This window comes from Streptomyces sp. P13-3-3 (assembly GCF_050571355.1).
Taxonomy (GTDB): Bacteria; Actinomycetota; Actinomycetes; order Streptomycetales; family Streptomycetaceae; genus Streptomyces; species Streptomyces althioticus.
The window spans coordinates 1,491,914-1,514,037 of the sequence record NZ_CP192228.1; the positions used below are offsets into that span (position 1 = coordinate 1,491,914).

The following is a 22,124-nucleotide window of genomic DNA, read 5'->3' on the forward strand; positions in this document are numbered from 1 at the left end:
AGGGTGTCCTTCGGTGTTCGATATGTCGGACGAGGTTCGCGGTCCGCGGCACGGGCCGGCCGGGTCCGGGGTGGGACGTCGGAGCGGGTGTTCGGGTCGGGGACGCGCCGGTACGAGGGCCGTCGGCTCGTCCTCGTACCGGCGCGGACTCAGGGACGCAGCAGGACCTTGCCCACCTTCGGATCCCCGGAGCCCACCAGCTCGATGGCGTCCGGGAACTCGGCGAGCGGCAGTTCGTGGGTGACCAGCGGCAGCGGGTCGAGCAGCCCGGCGCCGAACACCCGCACCGTGTGCGCCCAGGCGTCCGGCGGCGCGCCGAACACGGTGTGCACCTCCAGCTGCCGCACCACCAGGTCGGTCGGGTCCAGCCCGTCCGCGCCCGGCGCCGGGATGCCGGTGAGCACCAGCCGGCCGCCGCGCCGGAGCAGCCCGGCCGCGGTACGGGCCGCGTCGGCGGACCCGGCCGTCTCGATCACCACGTCCACGTCGTCCGGCAGCGGCCGGTCCTTGGTGCGGAAGCCGGTGGCCCCGAACCGGCGGGACAGCGCCTCCCGGTCGTCGCGGGTGCCCACCACCAGCAGCTCGGCGGGCGAGGCGGCCGCGAGGAACTGCACCGCGAACATGCCCAGCGTGCCGGTGCCGACCACCGCGACCCGCTCGCCCGGCACCGCGCGCGCCTTCAGGGCGGCGGCGGCGATGCACGCGGCCGGCTCCAGCAGCGCCGCAGCGGTCAGGTCGGCGTCGTCCGGCAGGGGGTGCAGCAGCCGCGCGGGCAGGGTCAGCGTGGGCGCCATGGCGCCGGGTTCCGTGAACCCGGTCTCCTCGTAGCCCGCCGTGCACAGCGTGGTCTCCCCGGCGTGACAGCGGTCGCACACCTGGCAGTTGCGGAAGCCCTCGCCGACCACTTTGCGCCCGACCAGACCCGCGGGTGCCCCGGCGCCGACGGCGGCGACGGTCCCGGACCACTCGTGGCCCGGGGTGAGCGGGTAACGGACGTACCCCTTGGGCCTGTTGCCCTGGTACACCTCGCGGTCGCTGCCGCAGATGCCGACCGCGTGGACGCGGACCAGCGCCTCCCCGGGGCCGGGTTCGCGGGGCTCGTGCGGGACCAGACGGTGGGAGCCGGGCGCCTCGACGACGACGGCGGTGTTCACTGTCCCGTGCCCTTCGGCTTGCGCTGCTCCCAGCCCTCGGCCCACAGGTCGAACCGGGCCTGCTGCTGCGGGAACTCGGCGGCCGCGTCGACGTCCAGCTCGACGCCGAGGCCGGGCGCGTCGGAGAGGTGGAAGCAGCCGTCCTCCGGGTCCACCACGGGCGCGCCCTTGACCACCTTCTTGATCTCCGCGTCTGCGAAGTCGTTGAAGTGCTCCAGGATCTTGAAGTTCGGGGTGGTGAAGCCGACCTGCAGGGACGCGGCGGTGAGCACCGGGCCGCCGACGTTGTGCGGGGCGACCAGCGTGTAGTGGGTCTCCGCGGTCGCCGCGAGCTTGCGGGTCTCCCAGATGCCGCCGATGTGGCCGACGTCGGGCTGGATGATGTCGGCCGCCTGGCTCTCGAACAGCTCACGGAACTCGATGCGGTCGTGGATGCGTTCACCGGTCGCGACCGGCATGTCCACCTTCGCGGCGACCTTCTCCAGCGCCTTGAGGTTCTCCGGCGGCACCGGCTCCTCCAGCCACGCGGGCCGGAAGGGCGCCAGCTCGTGCGCGAGACGGACGGCGGTGGCGGGGGAGAAGCGGCCGTGCATCTCCAGCATCAGCTCGGCCTCGGGACCGATCGCGTCCCGCACCGCCTCGATCAGGGAGACGGCGTACAGGGTCTCCTGGTGGTCGAGTTCGAAGTGGCCCGTGCCGAAGGGGTCGATCTTCAGCGCCCGGTACCCGCGCTCCATGACCGCGCGCGCCGCCTTGTGGTACGCCTCCGGGGTGCGCTCGGTGGTGTACCAGCCGTTGGCGTACGCCTTCACCTTGTCGGTGACCTTGCCGCCGAGAAGCTGCCAGACGGCGACGCCGAGCGCCTTGCCCTTGATGTCCCAGCAGGCCATCTCGACGACCGCGATGCCGGACATCACGATCTCCCCCGCGCGGCCGTAGTCGCCGTACTTCATGCGGCGGACCAGGTCCTCGACGGCGAACGGGTCGGAGCCGAGAATGTGGTTGGCCTCGGCCTCCTTCAGGTAGCCCAGGAGGGCGTCGGTGTGGCCGAGCATCCTGGTCTCGCCGACCCCGGTGATCCCCTCGTCGGTGTGCACCTGGACGTATGTCAGGTTGCGCCACGGCGTCCCGACCACGTGTGTGCTGATTCCGGTGATGCGCACGGCAGTTGACCCCTCGCTGCGGTGGTGGACTGGCATCGGATGCGGCGGATCGACGCGTTCGATATTTCGTCACACGTTCGAAATGCTGGCGAGACAGTAAGGACGGTCCGGCGGGGGTGTCAATGGGTCGCGCACATAAGGGTTTCTCCGGTTTCGAAACCATTGCGTAAGGGTCCGCACCGAATCTTCACAGGAAGGCCTAGGAACCGGACCGGACCGGAACCTAACCTTCCCGCGTCATGGACTTTTGCCACCCGTGCCGACGGCACCTCAACGGAGCCCTGGCCTGCCCCGGTTGCGGCACGCCCGTCGAGTCGCTGCGCGACCGGCAGGGGCAGGGCGTGCCGACGGCGCCCGCGGGCGGCAATCAGGGTGTGCCGGCGCCCATGGAGGGCGGTGGGTACGGCGACGCCGACGCCCACCTGCGCGAGGACGTCGACCATGGCGCCTACGCCGACAACGATGCCTACGCGGACGACGACGACGCGCGCGACGACCGCGACGAGCGTGAGGACGTCGAGGCCGATGCGCCGACGCGGGGGCGGCGTGCCGCCCGGCGCCGGGGGCGGGAGCCGGGGGACGAGGACCGGGGCGGCGGGCAGAGCCGCCGGGACCGCAAGGCGGCGGCCCACCGCAGGCGCCGCAACCGCACCCTGATCGTCGTCGCGGGCTTCGTCCTCGCGGCCGGCGGGCTGAGTCTGGCCGAGCTGGGGCTGGACGCGCCCGGGTCGGAGGCCCGCCCGGCGGTCGCCGGCGAGGAGTCGGTCGACGGGGGCGCGGAGCAGGTCGAGCCGAGTGCCTCGAACAGCGCTGGTTCCGCCGTGGAGGCGGGGGCGCCCGGGACGTCACCCGGCCCCGGGGCGTCGGGGTCCGCCTCGGCGTCCGCGTCCTCTCCCGAGGACGAGGAGTCGGAAGGGGCGGACGAGGAGTCGGCGGAGGCGACCGGGTCATCGGCGCCCGCGGACGCGCCCGCGACCGAGCCGGCGACCCCGCCCGCCGAGGAGGACCCGCAGGAGACGGAGGCCCCCGACCCCGGCCCGACCGCCGAGGAGCCGGAGCCGGAGCCCGAACCCGAGCCCGAACCCTCGGAGACCTGTAAGAAGTTCCTCTGGTGGTGCACCTGAGGGGCCACGTCCGGGACCACGTCCGGCTCGCACCCGCCCTGCTGCCGGTGGCCTGACCGGCGCCTACTGGCCCTTCGTGGACTGCTCGTTCGCCGTGGCCTCGGTCCGCCAGCCGAGAAGGATCGCGTGGAGTGCCTGTTCGGCGAGGCGGCGGGCGCGGTCGTTGCCCACGTTGCCGAGGTGGCCGAGCGACGCGATGCCGTGCAGCGTCCCCCAGAGGATCTTGCAGGCCTGGTCGGGGTCGGCAAGAGCCACGTCGTGTGCGGCCGACCAGGTGGTGATCAACTCCTGGAGGGCGTCGATGGCCGGCTGCACGACGCGCCGGCGTTCGTCCGCGTCGACCACCGGGTCGTTCATGACCTGGTACAGGTGTCGGTGCTCGCCGGCGAACCGGACGTACTCCGACGCGACGCGCGTCATGCGCCGGTCGACGTCGGGCTCCTGCATGGCCTGGTGGAACTCGGTCAGCATCAGGCGGTGGCCGTGCGCGACCAGTTCCAGTACGAGCGCGTCCTTGTTGGCGAAGTGCTGGTAGACCACGGGCGCGGAATATTCGACATCGGTGGCGATGCGCCGGATCGTCAGGGCTCCGACGCCCTCGGTCTCGAGGACGTGCAGTGCGGCCTCGATGATCCGCTCCCGGGTTCTCGCCCGTTCGCGGGCCCGTCTCGTGCTGGTCGGCATGTCCGTCACTTCGCTTCGATGGTGTCCTTCTGAACCCTAGTCCCCTTGACCGCGCCGACGGCACGCGTCATAGTTAACGGCGTTAGGAAATCTAACGTCGTTAACAACGCGGAGTGAGGCAGGTCATGATTCACCACGTCAACCGCGCCACCATGAAGGCCACCGCGACGCCGGAGCAGATCGAGGCGGCGCTGGAGAGCTGGCGCGACCAGGGCCGGTCCAATCCCGCCGTCAAGTCCTTCGTCGTCGGCCGGGACCACGGTGGCGACTTCGAGTACAGCGCGGTGTTCGTCGTCGAGGACCTCGACGGACTGTTCGCCTACCTGACGCACCCGACCACCTACCGGACCGACCGCCTGGGGCTGAACCTGGTCGAACGGCTGGAGATCTTCGACGTCAGTGACGACGACGACCCCGACCTGAACGCGAAGATCCAGGAACTGCACCGGCGCCGCAACGAGCTCAACCCCGAGGTCGCCGGTCTGCTCGCCGACGTGCCCGCCTACACCGGCGCCGGCGTGGACGACTGACCGAGACCTCCTGGAAAAGAGAGACCGTCATGGCCAAGCATGTCGTCATCGGCGCCGGTTCCATCGGTACCAACGTCGCCCGTCTGCTCGCCGACCGCGGCGAGAGCGTCCGGATCGTCACGCGCAGCGGCTCCGGCCCCGAGCACGGGCTGATCGAGCGGGCCGCGGCGGACGCGTCCGACCCGTCCCGCCTGACCGAGCTGTCCCGCGGCGCGGACGTGATCTACCACTGCGCCAATCCCCCCTCGTACACGATGTGGGAGCGCCTGTTGCCGCCCCTGCAGACGGCGGCCGTCGCCGCGGCCGCGGCGAACGACGCCGTCCTCGCGCTGACCGGCAGCCTCTACGCCTACGGTCCGCAGCCCGACGGCCGGATGGACGAACGCACCCCCATGGCCGCCGTCGGACGCAAGGGGCGCCTGCGCAGGCGCATGTGGGAGCAGGCGCTCGCCGGGGGCATCCGCACCGTCGAGGTCCGCGGCTCCGATTTCATCGGCAAGGACGCCAACGGCGTCTACCCCCTGCTCATCGAGCCGGCCCTGAAGAAGGGGAAGGCGGCCTGGATCCCCGCCCACCTGGACATGCCGCACACCTTCACCGTCAACGGCGACATGGCGCGGGCTCTCGTCACGCTGGCCCCGGACGAACGCGCGTGGGGCCGGCCCTGGCATGTGCCGTCCCCGCCGGCCGTCACCTTCCGTCAGCTGGCGCGGCGCTACGCCGACGCGGCGGGCAGGCCACCGGCCAAGCTGATCCAGATGCCGCGCTTCACGATGCGTGCGGCCGGGCTGGTCGTGCCGATGGCCCGCGAGGTGGCCGAGATGGACTACCAGTGGTACGCGCCGTTCCACATGGACGCGACGGAGACGGCCGACACCTTCGGCCTGACCGCCACCGACCTCGACACCGCCGTCCGCGACGAGGTCGGCTGAGGTCCCGCCGCCGGACCGGAAGGTCACCGGTGCCGTGACCGTCCGTGGTCACGGCGGAACTACCGGCCGCTCTCCGGTTCCAGCATCCGCCGCAGCGCGTCCCGCAGGGCGACCCGCTCCGGGTCGGACAGCCCCGCCAGCGGCGCGCGGGCGAACCGGAGGGACTCCTGGAGGCCGCGCGCCACCCGCCGCCCCTCGTCCGTCGCCGCCGCCAGCTTCACGCGCCGGTCCGCCGGGTCCGGGCGGCGCTCCACCAGGCCGCGGGCCTCCAGCCGGTCCACGATGCCGGTGACGTTGGACGGCTCGCACTTCAGCCGCTGCGCCAGCCTCCGCATCGGCAGCGGCTCCAGGCTCAGCAGGCTCAGCAGCTTCGCCTGCGCCCCGGTCAGCGCGTGCTCGGCGGCGGCCTCCTCGTACTCCTCGTGGTAGCGCGCCACGACCGCGCCGATCAGCTCGACGACCTCCAGGGTGAGACCGTCGGGGCGGCTGGGCGTGGTGCGGGGTGTGGCCATGCCCACCAGGGTACCCATGTGCTTGACATCCTGAAATATTCAGCAGCATGGTTGTTTCAGGTACTGAAGTATTCGAGGAAAGGTCCTCTTCATGTCCGACACCCCCACGCCCCCCGCCACCGCACGCGAATGGCAGCTGGCGAGCCGGCCGGTCGGCTGGCCCAAGCCGGAGGACTTCGCGTTCGTCGAGGCGGACGTCCGCACCCCGGGCGAGGGCCAGGTGCTGGTGCGCAACGAGTACCTCTCCGTCGACCCGTACATGCGCGGCCGCATGAGCGCCGCCAAGTCCTACGCCGCCCCCTACGAGCTGGGCAAGGCCATGCAGGGCGGCGCCGTCGGCGAGGTCGTCGCGTCGAACGCCGAGGGGATCTCCGTCGGCGACCACGTCCTGCACTTCCTCGGCTGGCGTGAGTACGCCGTCGTGGACGCGAAGACCGCCGTCAAGGTGGACCCCGAGGCCGCGCCCCTGTCCGCGTACCTGGGCGTGCTCGGCATGACCGGCCTCACCGCGTACGCGGGCCTGCTGCGCACCGCCTCCTTCAAGGAGGGCGACTCCGTCTTCGTGTCCGGCGCGGCCGGCGCCGTCGGCAGCCAGGTCGGCCAGATCGCCAAGCTCAAGGGCGCCTCCCGGGTGATCGGCTCCGCCGGCTCCGACGAGAAGGTCAAGCTCCTCACCGAGGAGTACGGCTTCGACGCCGCGTTCAACTACAAGAACGGCCCCGTGAGCGAGCAGCTGCGCGCCGCCGCCCCCGACGGCGTCGACGTGTACTTCGACAACGTGGGCGGCGACCACCTGGAGGCGGCCATCGGCTCCCTGAACCGGGACGGCCGCATCGCGATCTGCGGCGCCATCTCCGTCTACAACAACACCGAGCCCGCGCCCGGCCCCAAGAACCTCGCCCGCCTCATCCAGACCCGCGGCCGCATCGAGGGTTTCCTCGTCGGCGACCACTACGACATGCAGCCGCAGTTCGTCCAGGAGGTCGGCGCCTGGATCCGCTCCGGCGAGCTGAAGTACCGCGAGACGGTCGTCGAGGGCGTCGAGAACACCCTGGACGCCTTCCTCGGCGTCCTGCGCGGCGACAACACCGGCAAGATGATCGTCAAGCTCTGACGGCCGGCGGACGGGGCCGGGCCGCCCGTGACGCGTGCCCGGACCGTCTCGTTGCGTACGGCGAGGGCCGCACCCTTGGACGTGGGGTGCGGCCCTGTCCCATGGGCCCGCCCGGGGTCCCGCTACAGTCCTCCCCATGCGCGATCTAGGGGCCGGTTTCCGGTACTTGCTGAAGGGTCAGAAGTGGGTCGGCCGGCACGGCCGGCAGTACGGCTTCGGGCTGCTGCCCGGCCTGATCACCCTGGTGCTGTACGCGGCCGCCCTGGTCGCCCTCGCCCTGTGGGGCTCCGACCTGATCGGCTGGGCGACCCCGTTCGCCGACGACTGGGCCGACCCGTGGGCGGGCCTCTTCCGCGGCTTCCTCACCGCCGTGCTGTTCGCCCTGGCCCTGCTGCTGTGCGTGCTCACCTTCACCGCGACGACCCTGCTCGTCGGGCAGCCCTTCTACGACAGCCTCTCCGAGAAGGTCGACCGTGACGTCTCGCCCGACGGCACCGCGCCCGAGTCGGACCTGCCGCTGTGGCGGGAGGTGTGGATCTCCGCCCGCGACAGCCTGCGCATCGTGGCGCGGGCGGCCGTGTGGGCGGTGTTGCTCTTCGCGCTCGGGTTCATCCCGGTCGCCGGGCAGACCGTCGTCCCGGTGATCGGCTTCTTCGTCACCGGTTTCTTCCTCACCGAGGAGCTCACCGCCGTCGCGCTCCAGCGGCGCGGTGTGGAGCTGCGCGAGCGCCTCGCCCTGCTGCGGTCCCGCAAGACCCTCGTGTGGGGCTTCGGCACCCCGCTCGCGGTCGCGTTCCTCGTGCCGTTCGTCGCGGTGTTCCTGATGCCCGGCGCCGTCGCCGGGGCCACCCTCATGGCGCGGGACCTCCTCGGCGAGGAGACCGAGGGCGACGACGGCGCCGCCGAGCCCGAGGAGGAGGGCGCCGACGCGTGACCGAGGTCCTCGCCGTCGCCGTCATCACCGTCCTCGCGGTGATCGCCCCGGGCGCCGACTTCGCCATGGTGGTCCGCAACAGTTACCTGTACGGCCGCCGCACCGGCCTGCTCGGCGCCGCCGGGGTGGCCGCCGGGGTCCTGGTGCACGTCACCTACACGATGCTCGGCGTGGGGCTGCTGATCGCCTCCTCCGCCTTCCTCTTCACGGTGGTCAAACTGACCGGCGCGGCCTACCTCGTGTACATCGGCGTCCGCACCTTCCGCACCCGCGCCGAGGTCACCGTCGACCTGGAGCACCGCACCGGCCTGACCCCGCTCGCCGCCCTGCGCACCGGGTTCCTGACCAACGTCCTCAACCCCAAGACGACGCTCTTCGTCGTCTCCACCTTCGCGCAGGTCGTCGACCCCGGCACCCCGCTCCTCCAGCAGGCGGGCTACGGCCTGTTCATGTCGCTGGCCCACCTGCTGTGGTTCGCCGTCGTCGCGCTGTTCTTCTCCCACGACCGGATGCGCGGCCTGATGCTGCGCGGCCAGCGGGTCCTCAACAAGGTGATCGGGACCGCGCTGGCCGGCCTCGGCGTCAGCCTCGCGCTCGCTCCGACGCACTGACCGCGACGGCCACGATCGCCCGCATCTGCGCGACGATGTCCAGCCGGTTCCGCACGAACTGCGGGTCGGTGACCTCCGTGGTGTTGCCCGCCCCGAACTCCAGGACCGGCGTGTGCACATGGCCGCCCGGCAGCGTGCCGTGCAGCCCCAGCCGGTCCCGCAGCAGCGTCGCCCGGTAGGCGATCTCGTTGGACAGGTAGTCGCCGCCGCCCCCGGCACGGGCCGTGGAGCCGGGCGTCGGCCCGTCCGGCCGCTCCACCGGCTCCGTGCCGCCCGCCGGGATCTCCGTCACGGCGGTGTTGTCGTACACCGGGAACCGCCCCGTCTCCGCCGCCACGATCGCCGCGTACGGCAGCGTCGTCGACGTCCACTGCGGCTGCGAGGCCGGGTCGGACACCGGGACGATCTCGGGCCGCCCGGTGTTCTCGTTGTCCCCGAAGCCGCCCCGCCAGGCGCCGTTGGTGCGCTCGACGTCGATGCGGCCCACCCGGCCCTGGCTCACCGTGGTGAACAGGTCGACCTCCGGCAGGTGCGGCCGCAGCGCCCGCTCCACCGTGCCGTCGGCGAAGTCCCGCCAGCGCACCGGGAACACGGCCGTCTCGACCCGCGCAGGGCCGCTCGCCGTCTCGATCACCGTGCCGTCCAGGGCCAGCGCGACCGCCCCCGACGGGTTGGAGATACGGATGTCCCGGTCCAGCGTGAACGGATCGAAGCCGGTCACCAGCACCCGCTTCAGGCCCTTGCCGTGCGGGTACCTGATCGCGGTCTGTCCGCGCGAGGTCTGCTCCAGGGTGTCGACCAGCCGCGCCCGCCGCTCCGCGTCCAGCCCGAACCGGGGTTCCCAGCCGCGCAGTTCACGCGTCATGCCGAGCCTCGCCCAGTACAGCGGCCGGTCGTCGTCCCGGCTCAGGTCGCCGCCCGCCGGGCCCCGGCCCTGCACCCGGTCCACCGCCCTGCGCCACAGCGCGGAGCCCTCCCGCTCCACGACCCGCCGCGCCTCCGCGTAGGAGCGGGCCCGGTCCAGGGCGCGGGCGAAGGCCGGCGCGACCGTGTCGAAGCCGGAACGCCGGAGTATCTCCTGCGGCGCGGCCCCGTCGAGGCGCAGCTCCTCGACGGTGGGCGGCGCCGCGGAACCGGGGGCCGCCGGTGCGGCGGCGGTGGCGGTGGCGGGGGAGGACAGGGCGGTCAGCAGGGCCAGACCGAGCACACCGGTGCGCACACGGGGTGAGATCACAGGAGGGGGCCTTCCGTCGTCGTGGGGTACGGGTGGATGCCGGAAGGCCGCAGTATCGCGTGACCGGGGTGGATCACACCACGGTGCGCGGGGCACCCGCCCGACCGGCACGGGAACGCCCGTGGCCGAATGTGAAGGGTTCGTACGGGATTCCTCCCGTGGCCCGGATCCCCGGCCGCCCGAGCGGGTGAACGGTTAACGTCGGGGTCCTGCGGGGTACCCCATGTACAGCCCCGGCCCGGGACCCTGACCCCGGACCGGGGCTCATGTGTGTCCGGGGCCTTGGATTCCGGGACCCCGCCCCGGCAAACCGCTACCGCACCGAGAAGCCGTACACCGTCTCCGAGCGGAACACCTCGCCCGGCCGCAGGACCGTGCTCGGGAACTCCGGACGGTTGGGGGAGTCCGGGAAGTGCTGCGTCTCCAGCGCGATGCCCGCGCCCGGCTCGAACGGCTGCCCGATGTGGTCCGCCGTGTACACCTGCATCCCCGGCTCCGTGGTGGCGACCGTCAGCACCCGGCCCGACGCGGGGTCGTACAGCTCGGCCACCTCCTCGGCGGCCGCCGTCACCCCCTTGTCCAGCACGAAGTTGTCGTCATAGCCGCCGCCCGCCTTGCGCGTTTCGCGGAAGTCGTAGCGGGTGCCGGAGACGTCCGCGAGCTCACCGGCCGGGATCAGATCGGGACCGGACGGCGTGTACCGGGACGCGGCCACCCGCAGCTCGTGCCCGCCCGCGGTGCCGGAACCCGCCAGGTTCCAGTACGTGTGGTTCGTCAGGTTCACGTGCGTCGGGGCGTCCGTCACCGCCTCGTACGCGATGTGCAGCGCGCCCCGCTCGTCCAGCGTGTAGGTCACCGTGACCTCCAGCCGGCCCGGGAAGCCCTCCTCGCCGTCCTCGGCGACCAGCGACAGCCGCAGCCCGTGCGCGACCTCGCCGGCGTCCCAGACGCGCTTGTCGAAGCCCCGCTCACCGCCGTGCAGCGAGTTCGGCCCGTCGTTCGGCGCGAGGACGTGCTCCGTGCCGTCCAGGGTGAAGCGGGCGCCCCCGATCCGGTTGGCGTACCGGCCGATCAGGGCGCCCAGGAAGGGCTCCGGGTGCGCGAGATAGCCGTCCAGGCCGTCGAACCCCAGCACCACGTTCCCGGTCCGCCCGTCCCGGTCCGGCACCTCGACGTCCTGCACGATCCCGCCGTACGACAGAATGCGTACCCGTACGCCCGCCCGCTCCAAGGTCCAGCGGTGCACCGGCGTGCCGTCGGAAAGTGTGCCGATGAGTTCGTTCATGTGCGAAACAATAGGTCACGGGCCCGGAGCCGTGACCGTCCGGTAGGCGATCTCCGCCAGCTCGGCCTGTCCGTCGACGCTCGGGTGGAACCAGTCCCAGCGGCTCAGCTGCGCCGTGCCGAACCGGTACGCGTACACCTCGCCGCCGTCGGTGCGGCAGCGGCGGTCCTTCGCGCACACCTCCCGCAGCACCTCGTTGTAGTCCTCCACGCGCTGCTGCACCGTCGCCCGCCGCTCGGTCGCCGCCGCGTCCGTCGCGTCCGCGTCGCCCAGCATCGACGGGCAGATCCCCAGCTTCCAGATCTGCTTGCCCAGCGCGCTGGTCCGCCCCTGCGACCACAGCCGCTTCAGGTCCGGCACGCTCGCCACGTACACCTGCGTCTTCGGCAGCGCCTCGCGCAGGGTGCGCATCGCCGCCTCGAAGTCCGCGCGGAACTCCTCCACCGGCGTCATCGCGGCCACGCTCTCCCGGCAGGCGTCGTTCGCCCCCACCATCACCGCCACCAGCTCCGGCTCCCGCTTCACCGCGCGCGCCATCTGCCCGGGCAGGTCCTCCATCCGGGCGCCGGTCACCGCGTAGTTCCAGCTCCGCCCGGCCGCCCCGGCCCGGCCCAGCAGCCGTACGGCCAGGCTGTCGATCTCCTCGCTGTCACCCGTCGCCCACGACACCTCCGGACAGTCCGTCAGCACCGCGCACGCGTCGAACCCCCGGGTGATGGAGTCGCCCACCGCGGCCACCGAGCTGGGGCGGGTGTCCCACAGCGGCGTCGGCCTGGGGGAAGGCGTCCCCGAAGCGGCCGCACCGGGCTTCTCCCCGCCGCCCGTGTCACAGCCCGCCACGCCGAACGCGACGGCCGCCACCACGGCGAGCACGGCCCGCGCACGGCGTCCCCGCCTCCGCGTCGCCTGCCTCATCCGCCGCCTCCCCGAGCGTCCCACCACGTCCGTGCCGTCCCCCAACCCATAACAACGCACGGGAGTTCCCGCTCCCCCGGGGGGCCCGTCCGGAATGAACCCCGGCGCCCGCACAGACGTCCTGCCGGGTGAAAGGCACGACTTTCCCGCCACCGGGACGGACGGTACGTCACACTCCTTGCCCCGTCGCACGGTAGCCTCGCCCTCAACGCGGCCCGCAGGGCCGTGACCGTTCCGCCCGATCGAAGACGACCCGCTCAGCCCGGAGGTTCCGGTGACGACTCGTGGAGTTCTGTACGTGCACTCCGCGCCGCGCGCGCTGTGCCCGCACGTCGAGTGGGCCGTCGCCGGGGTGCTCGGCACGCGCGTCAGCCTGGACTGGATCCGCCAGCCGGCCGCCCCCGGCACCTGGCGCTCCGAGTTCTCCTGGCAGGGTCAGGCCGGCACCGCCTCCAAGCTCGCCTCCGCGCTGCGCGGCTGGCAGATGCTGCGCTTCGAGGTCACCTCCGAGCCGTGCCCCACCGCCGAGGGCGAGCGCTACAGCTGCACCCCCGACCTCGGCATCTTCCACGCAGTCACCGGCATCCACGGCGACATCCTCATCCCGGAGGACCGCCTGCGCGCCGCGCTGGTCCGCTCCCGCACGGAGGACACCGACCTGGAGTCGGAGATCGCCAAGCTCCTCGGCAAGCCCTGGGACGACGAACTCGAACCCTTCCGCTACGCAGGAGAAGGCGCCCCGGTCCGCTGGCTCCACCAGGTGGTCTAGGGAGGCGCCAAAAGGGGCGCGGGGAACTGCGCGCTCAACCCCCACGAACCGGCAGCGGGGCACGCACCCCTCAGGGGCGCGGGGAACTGCGCGCTCAACCCCCACGAACCCGCACCCGGGCACACGCCCCTCAGGGGCGCGGGGAACTGCGCGACAAGCCCAAACGACGGGAAAGGGGCTCACCTCCCGGAGGTGAACCCCTTCCAAGAACCGCCCGAGGGCGATCAGACCGTCCGGAACGCCAACACCACGTTGTGCCCCCCGAACCCGAACGAGTCGTTCAACGCGGCGATCCGCCCGTCCACGGGCAACTTCCGCGCCTCCCCCCGCACGACGTCCGCGTTCGCCTCGGCCTCGGGATCCAGGTTCTCCACGTTGATCGTCGGCGGAGCCACCCGGTGGTACAGCGCCAGCACGGTGGCGACGGACTCGACACCGCCGGCGCCGCCCAGCAGATGGCCGGTCATCGACTTCGTCGCGGACACCGCCATGTGGTCCGCGTCGTCCCCGAACACCTTCCGCAGCGCCTTCAGTTCGGCGATGTCACCGGCGGGCGTCGACGTCGCGTGCGCGTTGACGTGCACGATCTCCGCCGGGTCCAGGTCGGTGCGGTCCATCAGGTTCTGCAGGGCGTGCGAGATGCCCCGCCCCTCCGGCTCCGGCTGCACGATGTCGTGCGCGTCGGCCGAGATGCCCTGGCCGACCGCCTCCGCGTAGACGCGGGCGCCGCGCGCGGCGGCGTGCTCGGCGGACTCCAGGACGACCACACCCGCGCCCTCGCCGAGGACGAACCCGTCCCGGGCGACGTCGTAGGGGCGGGAGGCGCCCTGCGGGTCGTCGTTGTTCTTGGACATCGCCATCATGTTGCCGAACGCGGCGATCGGCAGCGGGTGGATCGCCGCCTCCGTGCCGCCCGCGACGACCACGTCGGCGCGCCCGGTGCGGATCATCTCGATGGCGTAGCCGATGGCCTCCGCGCCCGAGGCGCACGCGGACACCGGGGTGTGCACGCCCGCGCGGGCGCCGACCGCGAGACCGACGTTCGCGGACGGGCCGTTCGGCATCAGCATGGGGACGGTGTGCGGGGAGACGCGGCGGACGCCCTTCTCCTTCAGCACGTCGTACTGGTCCAGCAGGGTCGTCACGCCGCCGATGCCGGAGGCGATCACGGCGCCAAGACGGTCGGGGTCGACGTTCGGGTCCTCGCCGGCCTTGGCCTCGAACCCGGCGTCCGCCCAGGCCTCCTTGGCCGCGACGAGCGCGAACTGCGCCGAGCGGTCCAGGCGGCGGGCCTGCGGCCGGGGGATGACCTCGGTGGGCTCCACGGCCACCGGGGCCGCGATACGGACCGCCTGCTCGGCGGCCCACTCCTGCTCCAGGGGCTTCACGCCGGAACGCCCGGCGACGAGGCCCTCCCAGGTAGAGGCCGCGTCGCCACCCAGCGGTGTGGTTGCGCCGATACCGGTGACGACCACGGTGCGATTGGTCGAGCTCATCGGAATTCTTTCTCCAACGATTGACGAGGATGCGTACGGCGCCACCGCCGGGTGGCGGGGCCGGGGAGCTCCCGGCCCTTGCGGGGCTCACGCCCCGCGCGTGCTCAGGCCTGGTGCTTGAGGATGTAGTCGGTCGCGTCGCCGACGGTCTTGAGGTTCTTGACGTCGTCGTCCGGGATCTTGACGTCGAAGCGCTCTTCGGCGGCGACGACGACCTCGACCATGGACAGCGAGTCGACGTCCAGGTCGTCGGTGAAGGACTTGTCCAGCTGGACGTCCTCAACCGGGATGCCGGCGATCTCGTTCACGATCTCCGCGAGACCGGCGACGATCTCTTCCTGAGTGGCGGCCATGGTGGCGCTCCTTCGTTGTGATTCCAGAGGGTGTGGCGGTGTTTCCTCCTGTACCGGACGCATGATCCGGCACGGAGTGCCTAGGGGAGGGTAACGACAGTCGCGGCGAACACGAGACCCGCCCCGAAGCCGATGACGAGCGCGGTGTCGCCGCTCTTCGCCTCGCCGGTCGCCAGGAGCCGCTCCATCGCGAGCGGGATCGAGGCGGCCGAGGTGTTGCCGGTGGTGCGGATGTCACGGGCGACCGTGACGTGCTCCGGCAGTTTGAGGGTCTTCACCATCGAGTCGATGATCCGCACGTTGGCCTGGTGCGGGATGAAGACGTCCAGGTCGTCCGCGCTGATCCCGGCCGCGTCCAGCGCCTGCTGGGCGACCTTCGCCATCTCGAACACGGCCCAGCGGAACACCGCCTGGCCTTCCTGGGTGATCGCGGGGAGCTTCAGCGTGCCCTTGCTGTCGCGGGGAAGCTCGGCGAGGTCGCCACCGAAGCGGTCCCACGAGTAGGTCTGCTTGATCGTCTCGGACTTGTCGCCCTCGGAGCCCCACACGGTCGGGCCGATGGCCGGCTCCTGCGAGGGACCGACGACCACGGCGCCCGCGCCGTCACCGAACAGGAAGGCCGTCGCGCGGTCCTCCAGGTCGGTCAGGTCGCTCAGCCGCTCCACGCCGATGACCAGCACGTACTCGGCGGACCCTTCGACGATCATGCCCTTGGCGAGGGTCAGGCCGTAGCCGAAGCCCGCGCAGCCGGCGGAGATGTCGAAGGCGGCGGCCTTGTCCGTGCCGAGCTTGTCGGCGATCTCGGTCGCGATGGCCGGGGTCTGCGCGAAGTGCGACACGGTCGACACGACGACGGCGCCGATCTGCGCGGCGTCGATCCCGGCGTCCGCGATCGCCTTGCCGGACGCCTCGATCGACATCGCGGCGACGGTCTCCTCCGGGGAGGCCCAGTGCCGGGTCTCGATCCCGGAGCGGGAGCGGATCCACTCGTCGGACGAGTCGATCGTCTCGAGGATCACCTCGTTCGGCACGACCCGGGTGGGACGGTAGCCGCCCACGCCGAGGATGCGCGCGTACGGGGCGCCCTTGCTGGGCTTGATCTTCGCCATGCGGGTCGGCTCCTTAAGGGCGTCAGGCGGCGTGCTCGGCGACGAGCTCGCGGGCCGCGTCGAGGTCGGCGGGGGTCTTCAGGGCCAGCGTCTTCACGCCGGGCAGGGCACGCTTGGCCAGACCGGTCAGGGTGCCGCCGGGGCACAGCTCCACGAGGGCCGTGACGCCGAGCTCCTCGAACGTCTCCATGCACAGGTCCCAGCGGACCGGGTTGGCGACCTGGCCCACCAGGCGCTCCAGCACCTCGGCGCCGGACGCGACCGCCTTGCCGTCCTTGTTCGACACGTAGGCGACCTTCGGGTCGGCGGGCGCGAGGGCCTTGGCGGCCTCCGCCAGCGTCTCGACCGCGGGGCCCATGTGGTGGGTGTGGAAGGCGCCGGCGACCTTCAGCGGGACGACCCGGCGGACGCCCTCGGGCTTGTCGGCCTCCAGCGCGGCGATCTGCTCCATGGTGCCGGCGGCGACGATCTGCCCGCCGCCGTTGATGTTCGCCGGGGTGAGGCCCAGCTTCTCCAGGTGCGGGACGGTCACCTCGGGGTCGCCGCCGAGCAGCGCCGCCATGCCGGTCTCGGTGATCGCGGCGGCGTCGGCCATGGCCAGACCCCGCTTGCGGACCAGGGAGAGGGCGGCGGCGTCGTCGAGGACGCCCGAGAGGGCGGCGGCGGTGATCTCGCCGACGCTGTGACCGGCGACCGCGCCGGGGCCGATGTCACCCAGTGCCGAGGCGGACAGCAGCCCGGCCGCGACCAGCAGCGGCTGCGCGACGGCCGTGTCGCGGATCTCGTCCGCGTCGGCCTTCGTGCCGTAGTGGGCGAGGTCGAGTCCGATGGCGTCGGACCACGCGGCGACGCGGTCGGCGGCGCCGGGAAGTTCGAGCCATTCGGTCAGGAAGCCGGGCGTCTGGGAGCCCTGGCCGGGAGCGACGAGTACGAGCACTCTCACACTCTCTCTTGTGTACGGGCGCGGCCGCCCGTGGGGACAAGGACGAAGAACGGGAGGGGGTTTTGTCGACCCCCGACAAAAGACTAGGTCTGGAGATCACCATCGGCCAGACGCCCCAGGATCAGCGCGATCCGCAGGGTGAACGCCGAGCGTACATCGGAGGGTGACCAGCCGGTGACGTCTGTCACACGTCGGAGCCGGTAACGAACGGTGTTGGGGTGAACGAACAACATCCGCGCCGCGCCTTCGAGACTGCTCGCCTGTTCGAGATAGACGCTGAGCGTCTCCAGGAGAGCCGCGCCGGCCTCTTCGAGCGGTCTGTAGATCTCCTCCACCAACTGCTCGCGCGCCGAGGGGTCGCCGGCCATCGCGCGCTCCGGCAGCAGATCGTCCGCCAGCACCGGGCGCGGGGCGTCCTGCCAGGCGGAACACGCCTTGAGGCCCGCGGCGGCGGCCTGCGCGGACCGGGTCGCGGCCAGCAGGTCCGGCACCACGGGCCCGGCCACGACGGGCCCGGCCGCGTACGGGCCGATCAGCGACTTCGCGACGGCCAGCGGGTTGTCGCTGCCGCCCGCGATGACGACGAGACGGTCGCCGAGGACGCCGGTGAGCACCTGGAGCTTGGCGTGCCGGGCGGCCCGCCGGATCGCCTCCACGGTCAGTTCGGAGTCCCCGTCCGGGGCGGTGCCCAGCACCACGCACACATGCTCCGGGGAGTTCCAGCCGAGCGCGGCGGCCCGTGACACGGCGCCCTCGTCGGCCTCGCCGCTGAGCACGGCGTTCACCACCAGCGACTCCAGCCGCGCGTCCCAGGCACCGCGTGCCTCGGCGGCCTGGGCGTACACCTGGGCGGTGGCGAAGGCGATCTCCCGCGCGTAGACGAGGAGCGCCTCGCGCAGCACGCTCTCGTCGCCGGGCGCCGCCACCTCGTCGATGGCGGACTCCATCACCTCGATCGTGGTCCGCACCATCTCCACGGTCTGCCGGAGCGTGATGGCCCGGGTCAGCTCGCGCGGCGCGGTGCCGAAGACGTCGGTGGAGATGGCCTGGGGGGCGTCGGGGTGCCGGAACCACTCGGTGAAGGCGGCGATGCCCGCCTGGGCGACCAGGCCGATCCAGGAACGGTTCTCCGGCGGCATGGCCCGGTACCAGGGCAGCGTCTCGTCCATCCGCGCGATGGCCTGGGCGGCGAGCGAGCCGGACGACTGCTCGAGCCGCTTCAAGGTCGCGGAGTGCGAGTGGGCGGGGCGTGCGGCGGGTCCGGGGGTACTGGTTTCGGGTTCGGGCACGGGACAAGACTGCCTTATCGGGACGGCGGGCCGTGCCCCAGGGTCGCACCCGCCCCCGCGCCCGTGACCCGTGTCCGGGCTCCGGTGCCCCCGCCGTGCGCCGTCCCGGGCCCCTCCCGGAGGGCCTACCGTGGAGGGCGTGATGGACGTCAGGCGAGCGAGCGAACGCTACAGGGGCGGGGACCCGGCGGCGGGCATCGAGTCGTGGCACGCCCTTTCCTTCGGCCCCCACTACGACCCGGACAACCTGCGCTTCGGCGCGGTGATCGCCTGCAACGAGGAGCACCTGGGTCCGGGCGCCGGCTTCGACGAGCACCCGCACAGCCACACCGAGATCGTCACGTGGGTGGTCTCGGGCGAGCTGACCCACCGCGACTCCCGGGGCCACGAGACGGTGATCCGCCCCGGCGACGTCCAGCGCCTCAGCGCCGCGTCGGGCGTCCGCCACGTGGAGCGCAACGCGGCCCGCACCCCCCTGACCTTCCTCCAGATGTGGCTCGCCCCCCTCAAGCCGGGCGGTGAACCCCGCTACGAGGTCGTCCGCGGCATAGCCGACTCCACCCCCTACGCCCTCCCGGAGGCCGGCGCGATGCTCCACGTCCGCCGCCTGGCCCCGGGCGAACGCACGGCGGTCCCCGCGGCCCCCTACGTCTACGTCCACGTCGTCCGCGGTGAGGTCCGCCTGGAGGGCGAAACCCTGGGCCCGGGCGACGCGGCCCGCCTCACGGACGAGAAGGACGCGGAGGCGGTGGCGGAGGGGGAGGCGGAGGTGCTGATGTGGGAGATGTCGGGCTTCTGAGAACAGGGAGCGTCCGCAGAGGTTCTGCGAAAGGCCGCATCGCTATGCGCTTCCTCTCCTCGACGTCGTCCGACGGCGTCCGCGAACAGCTCTTCACCCTCGACGGGATCCCCGGTGTCCTGTGGACGCCGGACGGCGGCGGAGCCGTGCCCCGTCCCCTGGTCCTCCTGGGACACGGCGGCGGACGGCACAAGAAGGACCCCGAGATCTCGGCGCTCGCCCACCGCCTCGTCACCGAGTGCGGGTACGCCGCCGTCTGCGTCGACGTCCCCGCCCACGGCGACCGGCCCACGGTGGAGGAGTACGAGCGCCTCGCGGCCGAGAACCAGGCCCGCGTGGAGGCGGGCGAGGAACTGGCCCCGCTGATCGCGGACTTCCAGGCCCTCGTGGCCCGGCGGACCGTCCCGGAATGGCGGGCCGTCCTGGACGCGGTGCGGGACCTCGACCACGTGGGTCCCGGCCCGGTGGGCTACTGGGGCGTCTCGCTGGGATGCGGGCTGGGCGTCCCCTTCGTCGCCGCCGAACCCCGGGTCCGCGCCGCGGTGCTGGGCCTGGGCGGCGCGCACGCCTCGGCGGACGCCGCCTCCCGTATCACCGTCCCGGTGCGGTTCCTGGTCCAGTGGGACGACGAACGGGTGCCAAGGGAACAGAACCTGGCCCTGTACGACGCCCTGGCCTCGGAACAGAAGTCGTTCCACGCCAACCCCGGCGGCCACGGCGAGCTCCAGCCGTCCGAACTGGACGACACGCTGAGCTTCTTCACCCGGCACCTGAGCGGCTGACGAACTCCATGCGCGGCATTCTGCGTTGACGTCCACGGTCGCGCCACCGCCGCCTCGTACGAAGCCGTGCCCGAGCACTGAACCCGCGAAGTGGATCTACCGTCCTACCGCTCGTAGAACCGCCAAGGGACCGTCGGCCTGCGAGGTACGGCGGGCTCCGTCCGTGAGGAGAACCGTATGAAGTCGTGGCGTTCCCGTGTCGCCGCCGCTGCCGTGGTCGCTGCAGCGGCCGTCACCATTCCGCTGACGGCGGGCTCCGCGTCCGCCGTGCCCACCGACCCCGACGGCTTCCACCTGGCCGGCGGGTTCACCACGCACCACTCCTGCCAGGTGGAAGGACGCGACTACATCGAGACGAATCAGAGCGGGTACACCGAGTTCCAGTGCCGCTGGAACGCCCCGTACTGGGAGGTGTGGGTCCGCTGACGGACCGCAGCACGCCGTCCGCCCCGGCACGGGAGACCCGTGCCGGGGCGGACGAAGCAGGGCGGAGCTCAGGGGCGGCGCCTCAGAAGGTCAGGCCCCAGCTGCTGATGTAGCCCGTGTCGCCGGCGTAGCCGTCGGTGACGCGGAGCTTCCACGTGCCGTTGGCCGTCTCCGAGGAGGCGTTCACGGTGTACGTGGTGTTGATGTTGTCCGTCGAGCCGCCGGTGCCGGAGGCCTTCAGGGTGTAGACGCGGCCGCTCGGAGCGACCAGGGACACCGTCAGGTCACCGATGTAGGTGTGGACGATGTTCACCGGGACCTTGAGGGTCGACGGGGCGTTGCCCGAGACACCGGTGACGGTGAGGGGCGACTCGACCGTGGTGCGGTCGCTGATCGTGTACCGCGTCGAGCTGGTGAACGTCTTGCCGGCCGGCGGGGTGGTGCCGCCGTTGCCGCCGACGTACAGCAGACGGTTCGGGGAGCCGCTGCCCGGGTTGGAGACGGCGCCGGAGACCGAGTTGGCTATCAGCGCGGAGGCGACCTGCGACGGGGTGGCCGACGGGTTGTCCGCGAGGTACAGCGCCGCGGCGCCCGCGACGTGCGGGGTGGCCATCGAGGTGCCGGAAATGGTGTTCGTCGCGCTGTCGCTGGTGTTCCAGGTCGACGTGATGGACGTGCCCGGCGCGAAGATGTCCAGGTTCGAGCCGTAGTTGGAGTAGCTGGCGCGGGCATCGGCCGACGTGGTCGCGCCGACGGTGATCGCCTCGGCCACCCGGGCCGGCGAACCGGTCGCGGTCGTCGACTCGTTGCCCGCGGCCACGGCGAAGGTGACGCCGGCCGCGATGGCGTTGCGCACCGCGTTGTCCAGCGTGGTGCTGGCGCCGCCGCCGAGGGACATGTTGGCCACGGCCGGGAGGACCGCGTTGGCGGCGACCCAGTCGACGCCCTCGATCACGCCGGCGGTGGTGCCGGAGCCGTTGTTGTCCAGGACGCGGACGCCGACGATGCTCGCCTTCTTGGCGACGCCGTAGGCGCTGCCCGCGACGGTGCCGGCGACGTGGGTGCCGTGGCCGTTGCCGTCCTGGGCGACGTTGTCGCCGTCCACGGCGTCGTAGCCGTTGCGGGCGCGGCCGCCGAAGTCGCTGTGGGAGATGCGCACACCGGTGTCGATGATGTACGCGGTGACGCCCTGGCCGGCGGTGTCGTCGTAGGTGTACGACCCGCTCAGCGGCAGCGCGGTCTGGTCGATGCGGTCCAGACCCCAGGACGGCGGGTTGGTCTGCGTGGCCTGGATGGTGAAGGCGCGGTTCTGCTCGACCAGCGCGACCGACGGGTCGGCGGCCAGCTCGGCGGCCTCCGCCTCGGTGGCCTCCACGGTGTAGCCGTTGACGGCCTCGCGGAAGGTGTGCTCGACGTCGGCGCCGTACTTCTCGGCGAGGCCCTTGCCCTTGGCGGACGCGGCCTTGGTGCCCGACTTCAGGGTGACGATGTAGCTGCCCTCGACCGCGTTCGGCGCGTCCGCGTAGGCGATCGTCCCCTTGGGGGATTCGGCGGAGTGCGCGGCGGGAGCGGTGAACAGACCGCCCGTGAGAGCCGCCGCGGCGACCGCGCCGACGCCGACGATCGATCTGTGCTTGGCGTTTCGCTTCACTGCCATCTGAGGTTTCTCCTCGACAGGTGGGGAGTGTGGGGGTCGCGCCTCTGGGGGTGAGGCGCCGCAGGCGGACGTCCGTCCCGGATCGCCGGGACGGGCGCATGTCAGGAACATGCCAAACACGGACGCTGTGGCCGTGCTCCGCATGTCCTGTCGCCAGGCGAAAGATTGATCTGTCTACGCGGATTGCACAAGGGGTTCGCCCGCCCGTTAACCTCCGTGCCACAAACCCGGAGTGACACAAGGTCATCAACTGGCACAGATACGCTGCGTAAACATGATGACGGTCACAGTCACGGCGTGAGACGGGTG

At 72.2% G+C, this 22,124-nt stretch carries 23 protein-coding genes; 10 read left to right on the top strand and 13 right to left on the bottom strand.

All coding sequences use genetic code 11. The annotated features are described in order from the left end of the window. Positions 1–149: 149 nt before the first annotated feature. Complete coding sequence (locus ACQZOG_RS06710; RefSeq protein WP_359493820.1) at positions 150–1,154, bottom strand: zinc-dependent alcohol dehydrogenase; 1,005 nt, start codon at positions 1,152–1,154, stop codon at positions 150–152. Further along, positions 1,151–2,317: a mandelate racemase/muconate lactonizing enzyme family protein gene (locus ACQZOG_RS06715; RefSeq protein WP_430741363.1), complete on the bottom strand. Its 1,167-nt coding sequence runs from the start codon at positions 2,315–2,317 to the stop codon at positions 1,151–1,153. The genes ACQZOG_RS06710 and ACQZOG_RS06715 overlap by 4 nt, the downstream gene beginning before the upstream one ends. Positions 2,318–2,556: 239 nt before the next feature. Between ACQZOG_RS06715 and ACQZOG_RS06720 the strand changes: the two genes are divergently transcribed. Further along, positions 2,557–3,441: an SCO2400 family protein gene (locus ACQZOG_RS06720; RefSeq protein ID WP_058916049.1), complete on the top strand. Its 885-nt coding sequence runs from the start codon at positions 2,557–2,559 to the stop codon at positions 3,439–3,441. Positions 3,442–3,504: 63 nt separating this feature from the next. On the opposite strand, the gene ACQZOG_RS06725 is transcribed toward ACQZOG_RS06720, so the two are convergent. Further along, positions 3,505–4,125, bottom strand: a complete 621-nt coding sequence (locus ACQZOG_RS06725; RefSeq protein WP_058917868.1) for a TetR/AcrR family transcriptional regulator — start codon at positions 4,123–4,125, stop codon at positions 3,505–3,507. Between the two features lie 125 nt (positions 4,126–4,250). Here ACQZOG_RS06725 and ACQZOG_RS06730 point away from each other — a divergent pair, with 125 nt between their 5' ends. Then, the gene (locus ACQZOG_RS06730) at positions 4,251–4,655 is read left to right on the top strand and encodes a Dabb family protein (RefSeq protein ID WP_261674973.1); all 405 of its coding nucleotides are present in this window, start codon (positions 4,251–4,253) and stop codon (positions 4,653–4,655) included. A 29-nt stretch (positions 4,656–4,684) separates the two neighbouring features. After that, the gene (locus ACQZOG_RS06735) at positions 4,685–5,587 is read left to right on the top strand and encodes an NAD-dependent epimerase/dehydratase family protein (RefSeq protein WP_430741364.1); all 903 of its coding nucleotides are present in this window, start codon (positions 4,685–4,687) and stop codon (positions 5,585–5,587) included. A 59-nt stretch (positions 5,588–5,646) separates the two neighbouring features. Here ACQZOG_RS06735 and ACQZOG_RS06740 read toward each other — a convergent pair whose 3' ends face one another. Then, on the bottom strand, positions 5,647–6,099 hold the full coding sequence (locus ACQZOG_RS06740) for a MarR family winged helix-turn-helix transcriptional regulator (RefSeq protein WP_037643784.1): 453 nt from the start codon (positions 6,097–6,099) through the stop codon (positions 5,647–5,649). Between the two features lie 91 nt (positions 6,100–6,190). Here ACQZOG_RS06740 and ACQZOG_RS06745 point away from each other — a divergent pair, with 91 nt between their 5' ends. The 3 genes from ACQZOG_RS06745 to ACQZOG_RS06755 all read left to right on the top strand — a co-directional run bounded on the left by ACQZOG_RS06745 (position 6,191) and on the right by ACQZOG_RS06755 (position 8,758). Beyond that, entirely contained in the window at positions 6,191–7,213 is a 1,023-nt protein-coding gene (locus tag ACQZOG_RS06745) for an NADP-dependent oxidoreductase (protein WP_037639301.1), read from the top strand. Positions 7,214–7,349: 136 nt separating this feature from the next. Then, positions 7,350–8,147 (top strand): EI24 domain-containing protein, encoded by a 798-nt coding sequence (locus ACQZOG_RS06750; RefSeq protein WP_033272750.1) that lies wholly within the window; start codon positions 7,350–7,352, stop codon positions 8,145–8,147. Further along, positions 8,144–8,758, top strand: coding sequence for a LysE family transporter (locus ACQZOG_RS06755; protein WP_203550920.1), 615 nt, complete (start codon positions 8,144–8,146; stop codon positions 8,756–8,758). The genes ACQZOG_RS06750 and ACQZOG_RS06755 overlap by 4 nt, the downstream gene beginning before the upstream one ends. On the opposite strand, the gene ACQZOG_RS06760 is transcribed toward ACQZOG_RS06755, so the two are convergent. The 3 genes from ACQZOG_RS06760 to ACQZOG_RS06770 all read right to left on the bottom strand — a co-directional run bounded on the left by ACQZOG_RS06760 (position 8,730) and on the right by ACQZOG_RS06770 (position 12,192). Further along, complete coding sequence (locus ACQZOG_RS06760) at positions 8,730–9,992, bottom strand: pyroglutamyl peptidase (protein ID WP_230227788.1); 1,263 nt, start codon at positions 9,990–9,992, stop codon at positions 8,730–8,732. The genes ACQZOG_RS06755 and ACQZOG_RS06760 overlap by 29 nt on opposite strands. 313 nt (positions 9,993–10,305) lie before the next feature. Beyond that, complete coding sequence (locus ACQZOG_RS06765; RefSeq protein WP_230227784.1) at positions 10,306–11,277, bottom strand: aldose epimerase family protein; 972 nt, start codon at positions 11,275–11,277, stop codon at positions 10,306–10,308. Positions 11,278–11,292: 15 nt separating this feature from the next. Next, positions 11,293–12,192, bottom strand: a complete 900-nt coding sequence (locus ACQZOG_RS06770) for an SGNH/GDSL hydrolase family protein (RefSeq protein WP_430741365.1) — start codon at positions 12,190–12,192, stop codon at positions 11,293–11,295. Between the two features lie 274 nt (positions 12,193–12,466). On the opposite strand from ACQZOG_RS06770, the gene ACQZOG_RS06775 reads away from it, so the two are divergent. Then, positions 12,467–12,961: a DUF3145 domain-containing protein gene (locus ACQZOG_RS06775; protein WP_006134787.1), complete on the top strand. Its 495-nt coding sequence runs from the start codon at positions 12,467–12,469 to the stop codon at positions 12,959–12,961. A gap of 224 nt (positions 12,962–13,185) precedes the next feature. On the opposite strand, the gene fabF is transcribed toward ACQZOG_RS06775, so the two are convergent. The 5 genes from fabF to fasR form a co-directional block, all read right to left on the bottom strand. After that, entirely contained in the window at positions 13,186–14,457 is a 1,272-nt protein-coding gene (gene fabF, locus ACQZOG_RS06780; protein ID WP_033272754.1) for a beta-ketoacyl-ACP synthase II, read from the bottom strand. Between the two features lie 104 nt (positions 14,458–14,561). After that, entirely contained in the window at positions 14,562–14,810 is a 249-nt protein-coding gene (locus ACQZOG_RS06785) for an acyl carrier protein (protein WP_004931691.1), read from the bottom strand. Between the two features lie 80 nt (positions 14,811–14,890). Further along, positions 14,891–15,919, bottom strand: a complete 1,029-nt coding sequence (locus tag ACQZOG_RS06790; RefSeq protein ID WP_193454843.1) for a ketoacyl-ACP synthase III — start codon at positions 15,917–15,919, stop codon at positions 14,891–14,893. Between the two features lie 22 nt (positions 15,920–15,941). Further along, a complete protein-coding gene (locus ACQZOG_RS06795) occupies positions 15,942–16,856 on the bottom strand; it encodes an ACP S-malonyltransferase (RefSeq protein ID WP_037639296.1) in 915 nt (304 codons plus the stop codon). A gap of 89 nt (positions 16,857–16,945) precedes the next feature. Next, entirely contained in the window at positions 16,946–18,151 is a 1,206-nt protein-coding gene (gene fasR, locus ACQZOG_RS06800; RefSeq protein ID WP_033272757.1) for a fatty acid biosynthesis transcriptional regulator FasR, read from the bottom strand. 142 nt (positions 18,152–18,293) lie between these two features. Between fasR and ACQZOG_RS06805 the strand changes: the two genes are divergently transcribed. The 3 genes from ACQZOG_RS06805 to ACQZOG_RS06815 all read left to right on the top strand — a co-directional run bounded on the left by ACQZOG_RS06805 (position 18,294) and on the right by ACQZOG_RS06815 (position 20,158). Continuing rightward, a complete protein-coding gene (locus ACQZOG_RS06805; protein ID WP_106963408.1) occupies positions 18,294–18,950 on the top strand; it encodes a pirin family protein in 657 nt (218 codons plus the stop codon). 44 nt (positions 18,951–18,994) lie between these two features. After that, a complete protein-coding gene (locus ACQZOG_RS06810) occupies positions 18,995–19,732 on the top strand; it encodes a dienelactone hydrolase family protein (protein ID WP_430741366.1) in 738 nt (245 codons plus the stop codon). 177 nt (positions 19,733–19,909) lie between these two features. Further along, entirely contained in the window at positions 19,910–20,158 is a 249-nt protein-coding gene (locus ACQZOG_RS06815; RefSeq protein WP_033272759.1) for a hypothetical protein, read from the top strand. A gap of 82 nt (positions 20,159–20,240) precedes the next feature. Here the strand turns inward: ACQZOG_RS06815 and ACQZOG_RS06820 are convergent, their stop codons facing one another. After that, the gene (locus ACQZOG_RS06820) at positions 20,241–21,815 is read right to left on the bottom strand and encodes a S8 family serine peptidase (RefSeq protein ID WP_058916045.1); all 1,575 of its coding nucleotides are present in this window, start codon (positions 21,813–21,815) and stop codon (positions 20,241–20,243) included. Positions 21,816–22,124: the final 309 nt, after the last annotated feature.

What these genes read in the sequence shown, in the direction of transcription:
- ACQZOG_RS06720 (WP_058916049.1), top strand. Translation starts at nt 2,557, where the DNA reads ATGGACTTTTGCCACCCGTGCCGACGGCACCTCAACGGAGCCCTGGCC.
- ACQZOG_RS06725 (WP_058917868.1), bottom strand. Translation starts at nt 4,125, where the DNA reads ATGCCGACCAGCACGAGACGGGCCCGCGAACGGGCGAGAACCCGGGAG.
- ACQZOG_RS06730 (WP_261674973.1), top strand. Translation starts at nt 4,251, where the DNA reads ATGATTCACCACGTCAACCGCGCCACCATGAAGGCCACCGCGACGCCG.
- ACQZOG_RS06735 (WP_430741364.1), top strand. Translation starts at nt 4,685, where the DNA reads ATGGCCAAGCATGTCGTCATCGGCGCCGGTTCCATCGGTACCAACGTC.
- ACQZOG_RS06740 (WP_037643784.1), bottom strand. Translation starts at nt 6,099, where the DNA reads ATGGCCACACCCCGCACCACGCCCAGCCGCCCCGACGGTCTCACCCTG.
- ACQZOG_RS06745 (WP_037639301.1), top strand. Translation starts at nt 6,191, where the DNA reads ATGTCCGACACCCCCACGCCCCCCGCCACCGCACGCGAATGGCAGCTG.
- ACQZOG_RS06750 (WP_033272750.1), top strand. Translation starts at nt 7,350, where the DNA reads ATGCGCGATCTAGGGGCCGGTTTCCGGTACTTGCTGAAGGGTCAGAAG.
- ACQZOG_RS06765 (WP_230227784.1), bottom strand. Translation starts at nt 11,277, where the DNA reads ATGAACGAACTCATCGGCACACTTTCCGACGGCACGCCGGTGCACCGC.
- ACQZOG_RS06770 (WP_430741365.1), bottom strand. Translation starts at nt 12,192, where the DNA reads ATGAGGCAGGCGACGCGGAGGCGGGGACGCCGTGCGCGGGCCGTGCTC.
- fabF (WP_033272754.1), bottom strand. Translation starts at nt 14,457, where the DNA reads ATGAGCTCGACCAATCGCACCGTGGTCGTCACCGGTATCGGCGCAACC.
- ACQZOG_RS06785 (WP_004931691.1), bottom strand. Translation starts at nt 14,810, where the DNA reads ATGGCCGCCACTCAGGAAGAGATCGTCGCCGGTCTCGCGGAGATCGTG.
- ACQZOG_RS06790 (WP_193454843.1), bottom strand. Translation starts at nt 15,919, where the DNA reads ATGGCGAAGATCAAGCCCAGCAAGGGCGCCCCGTACGCGCGCATCCTC.
- ACQZOG_RS06805 (WP_106963408.1), top strand. Translation starts at nt 18,294, where the DNA reads ATGGACGTCAGGCGAGCGAGCGAACGCTACAGGGGCGGGGACCCGGCG.
- ACQZOG_RS06810 (WP_430741366.1), top strand. Translation starts at nt 18,995, where the DNA reads ATGCGCTTCCTCTCCTCGACGTCGTCCGACGGCGTCCGCGAACAGCTC.
- ACQZOG_RS06815 (WP_033272759.1), top strand. Translation starts at nt 19,910, where the DNA reads ATGAAGTCGTGGCGTTCCCGTGTCGCCGCCGCTGCCGTGGTCGCTGCA.
- ACQZOG_RS06820 (WP_058916045.1), bottom strand. Translation starts at nt 21,815, where the DNA reads ATGGCAGTGAAGCGAAACGCCAAGCACAGATCGATCGTCGGCGTCGGC.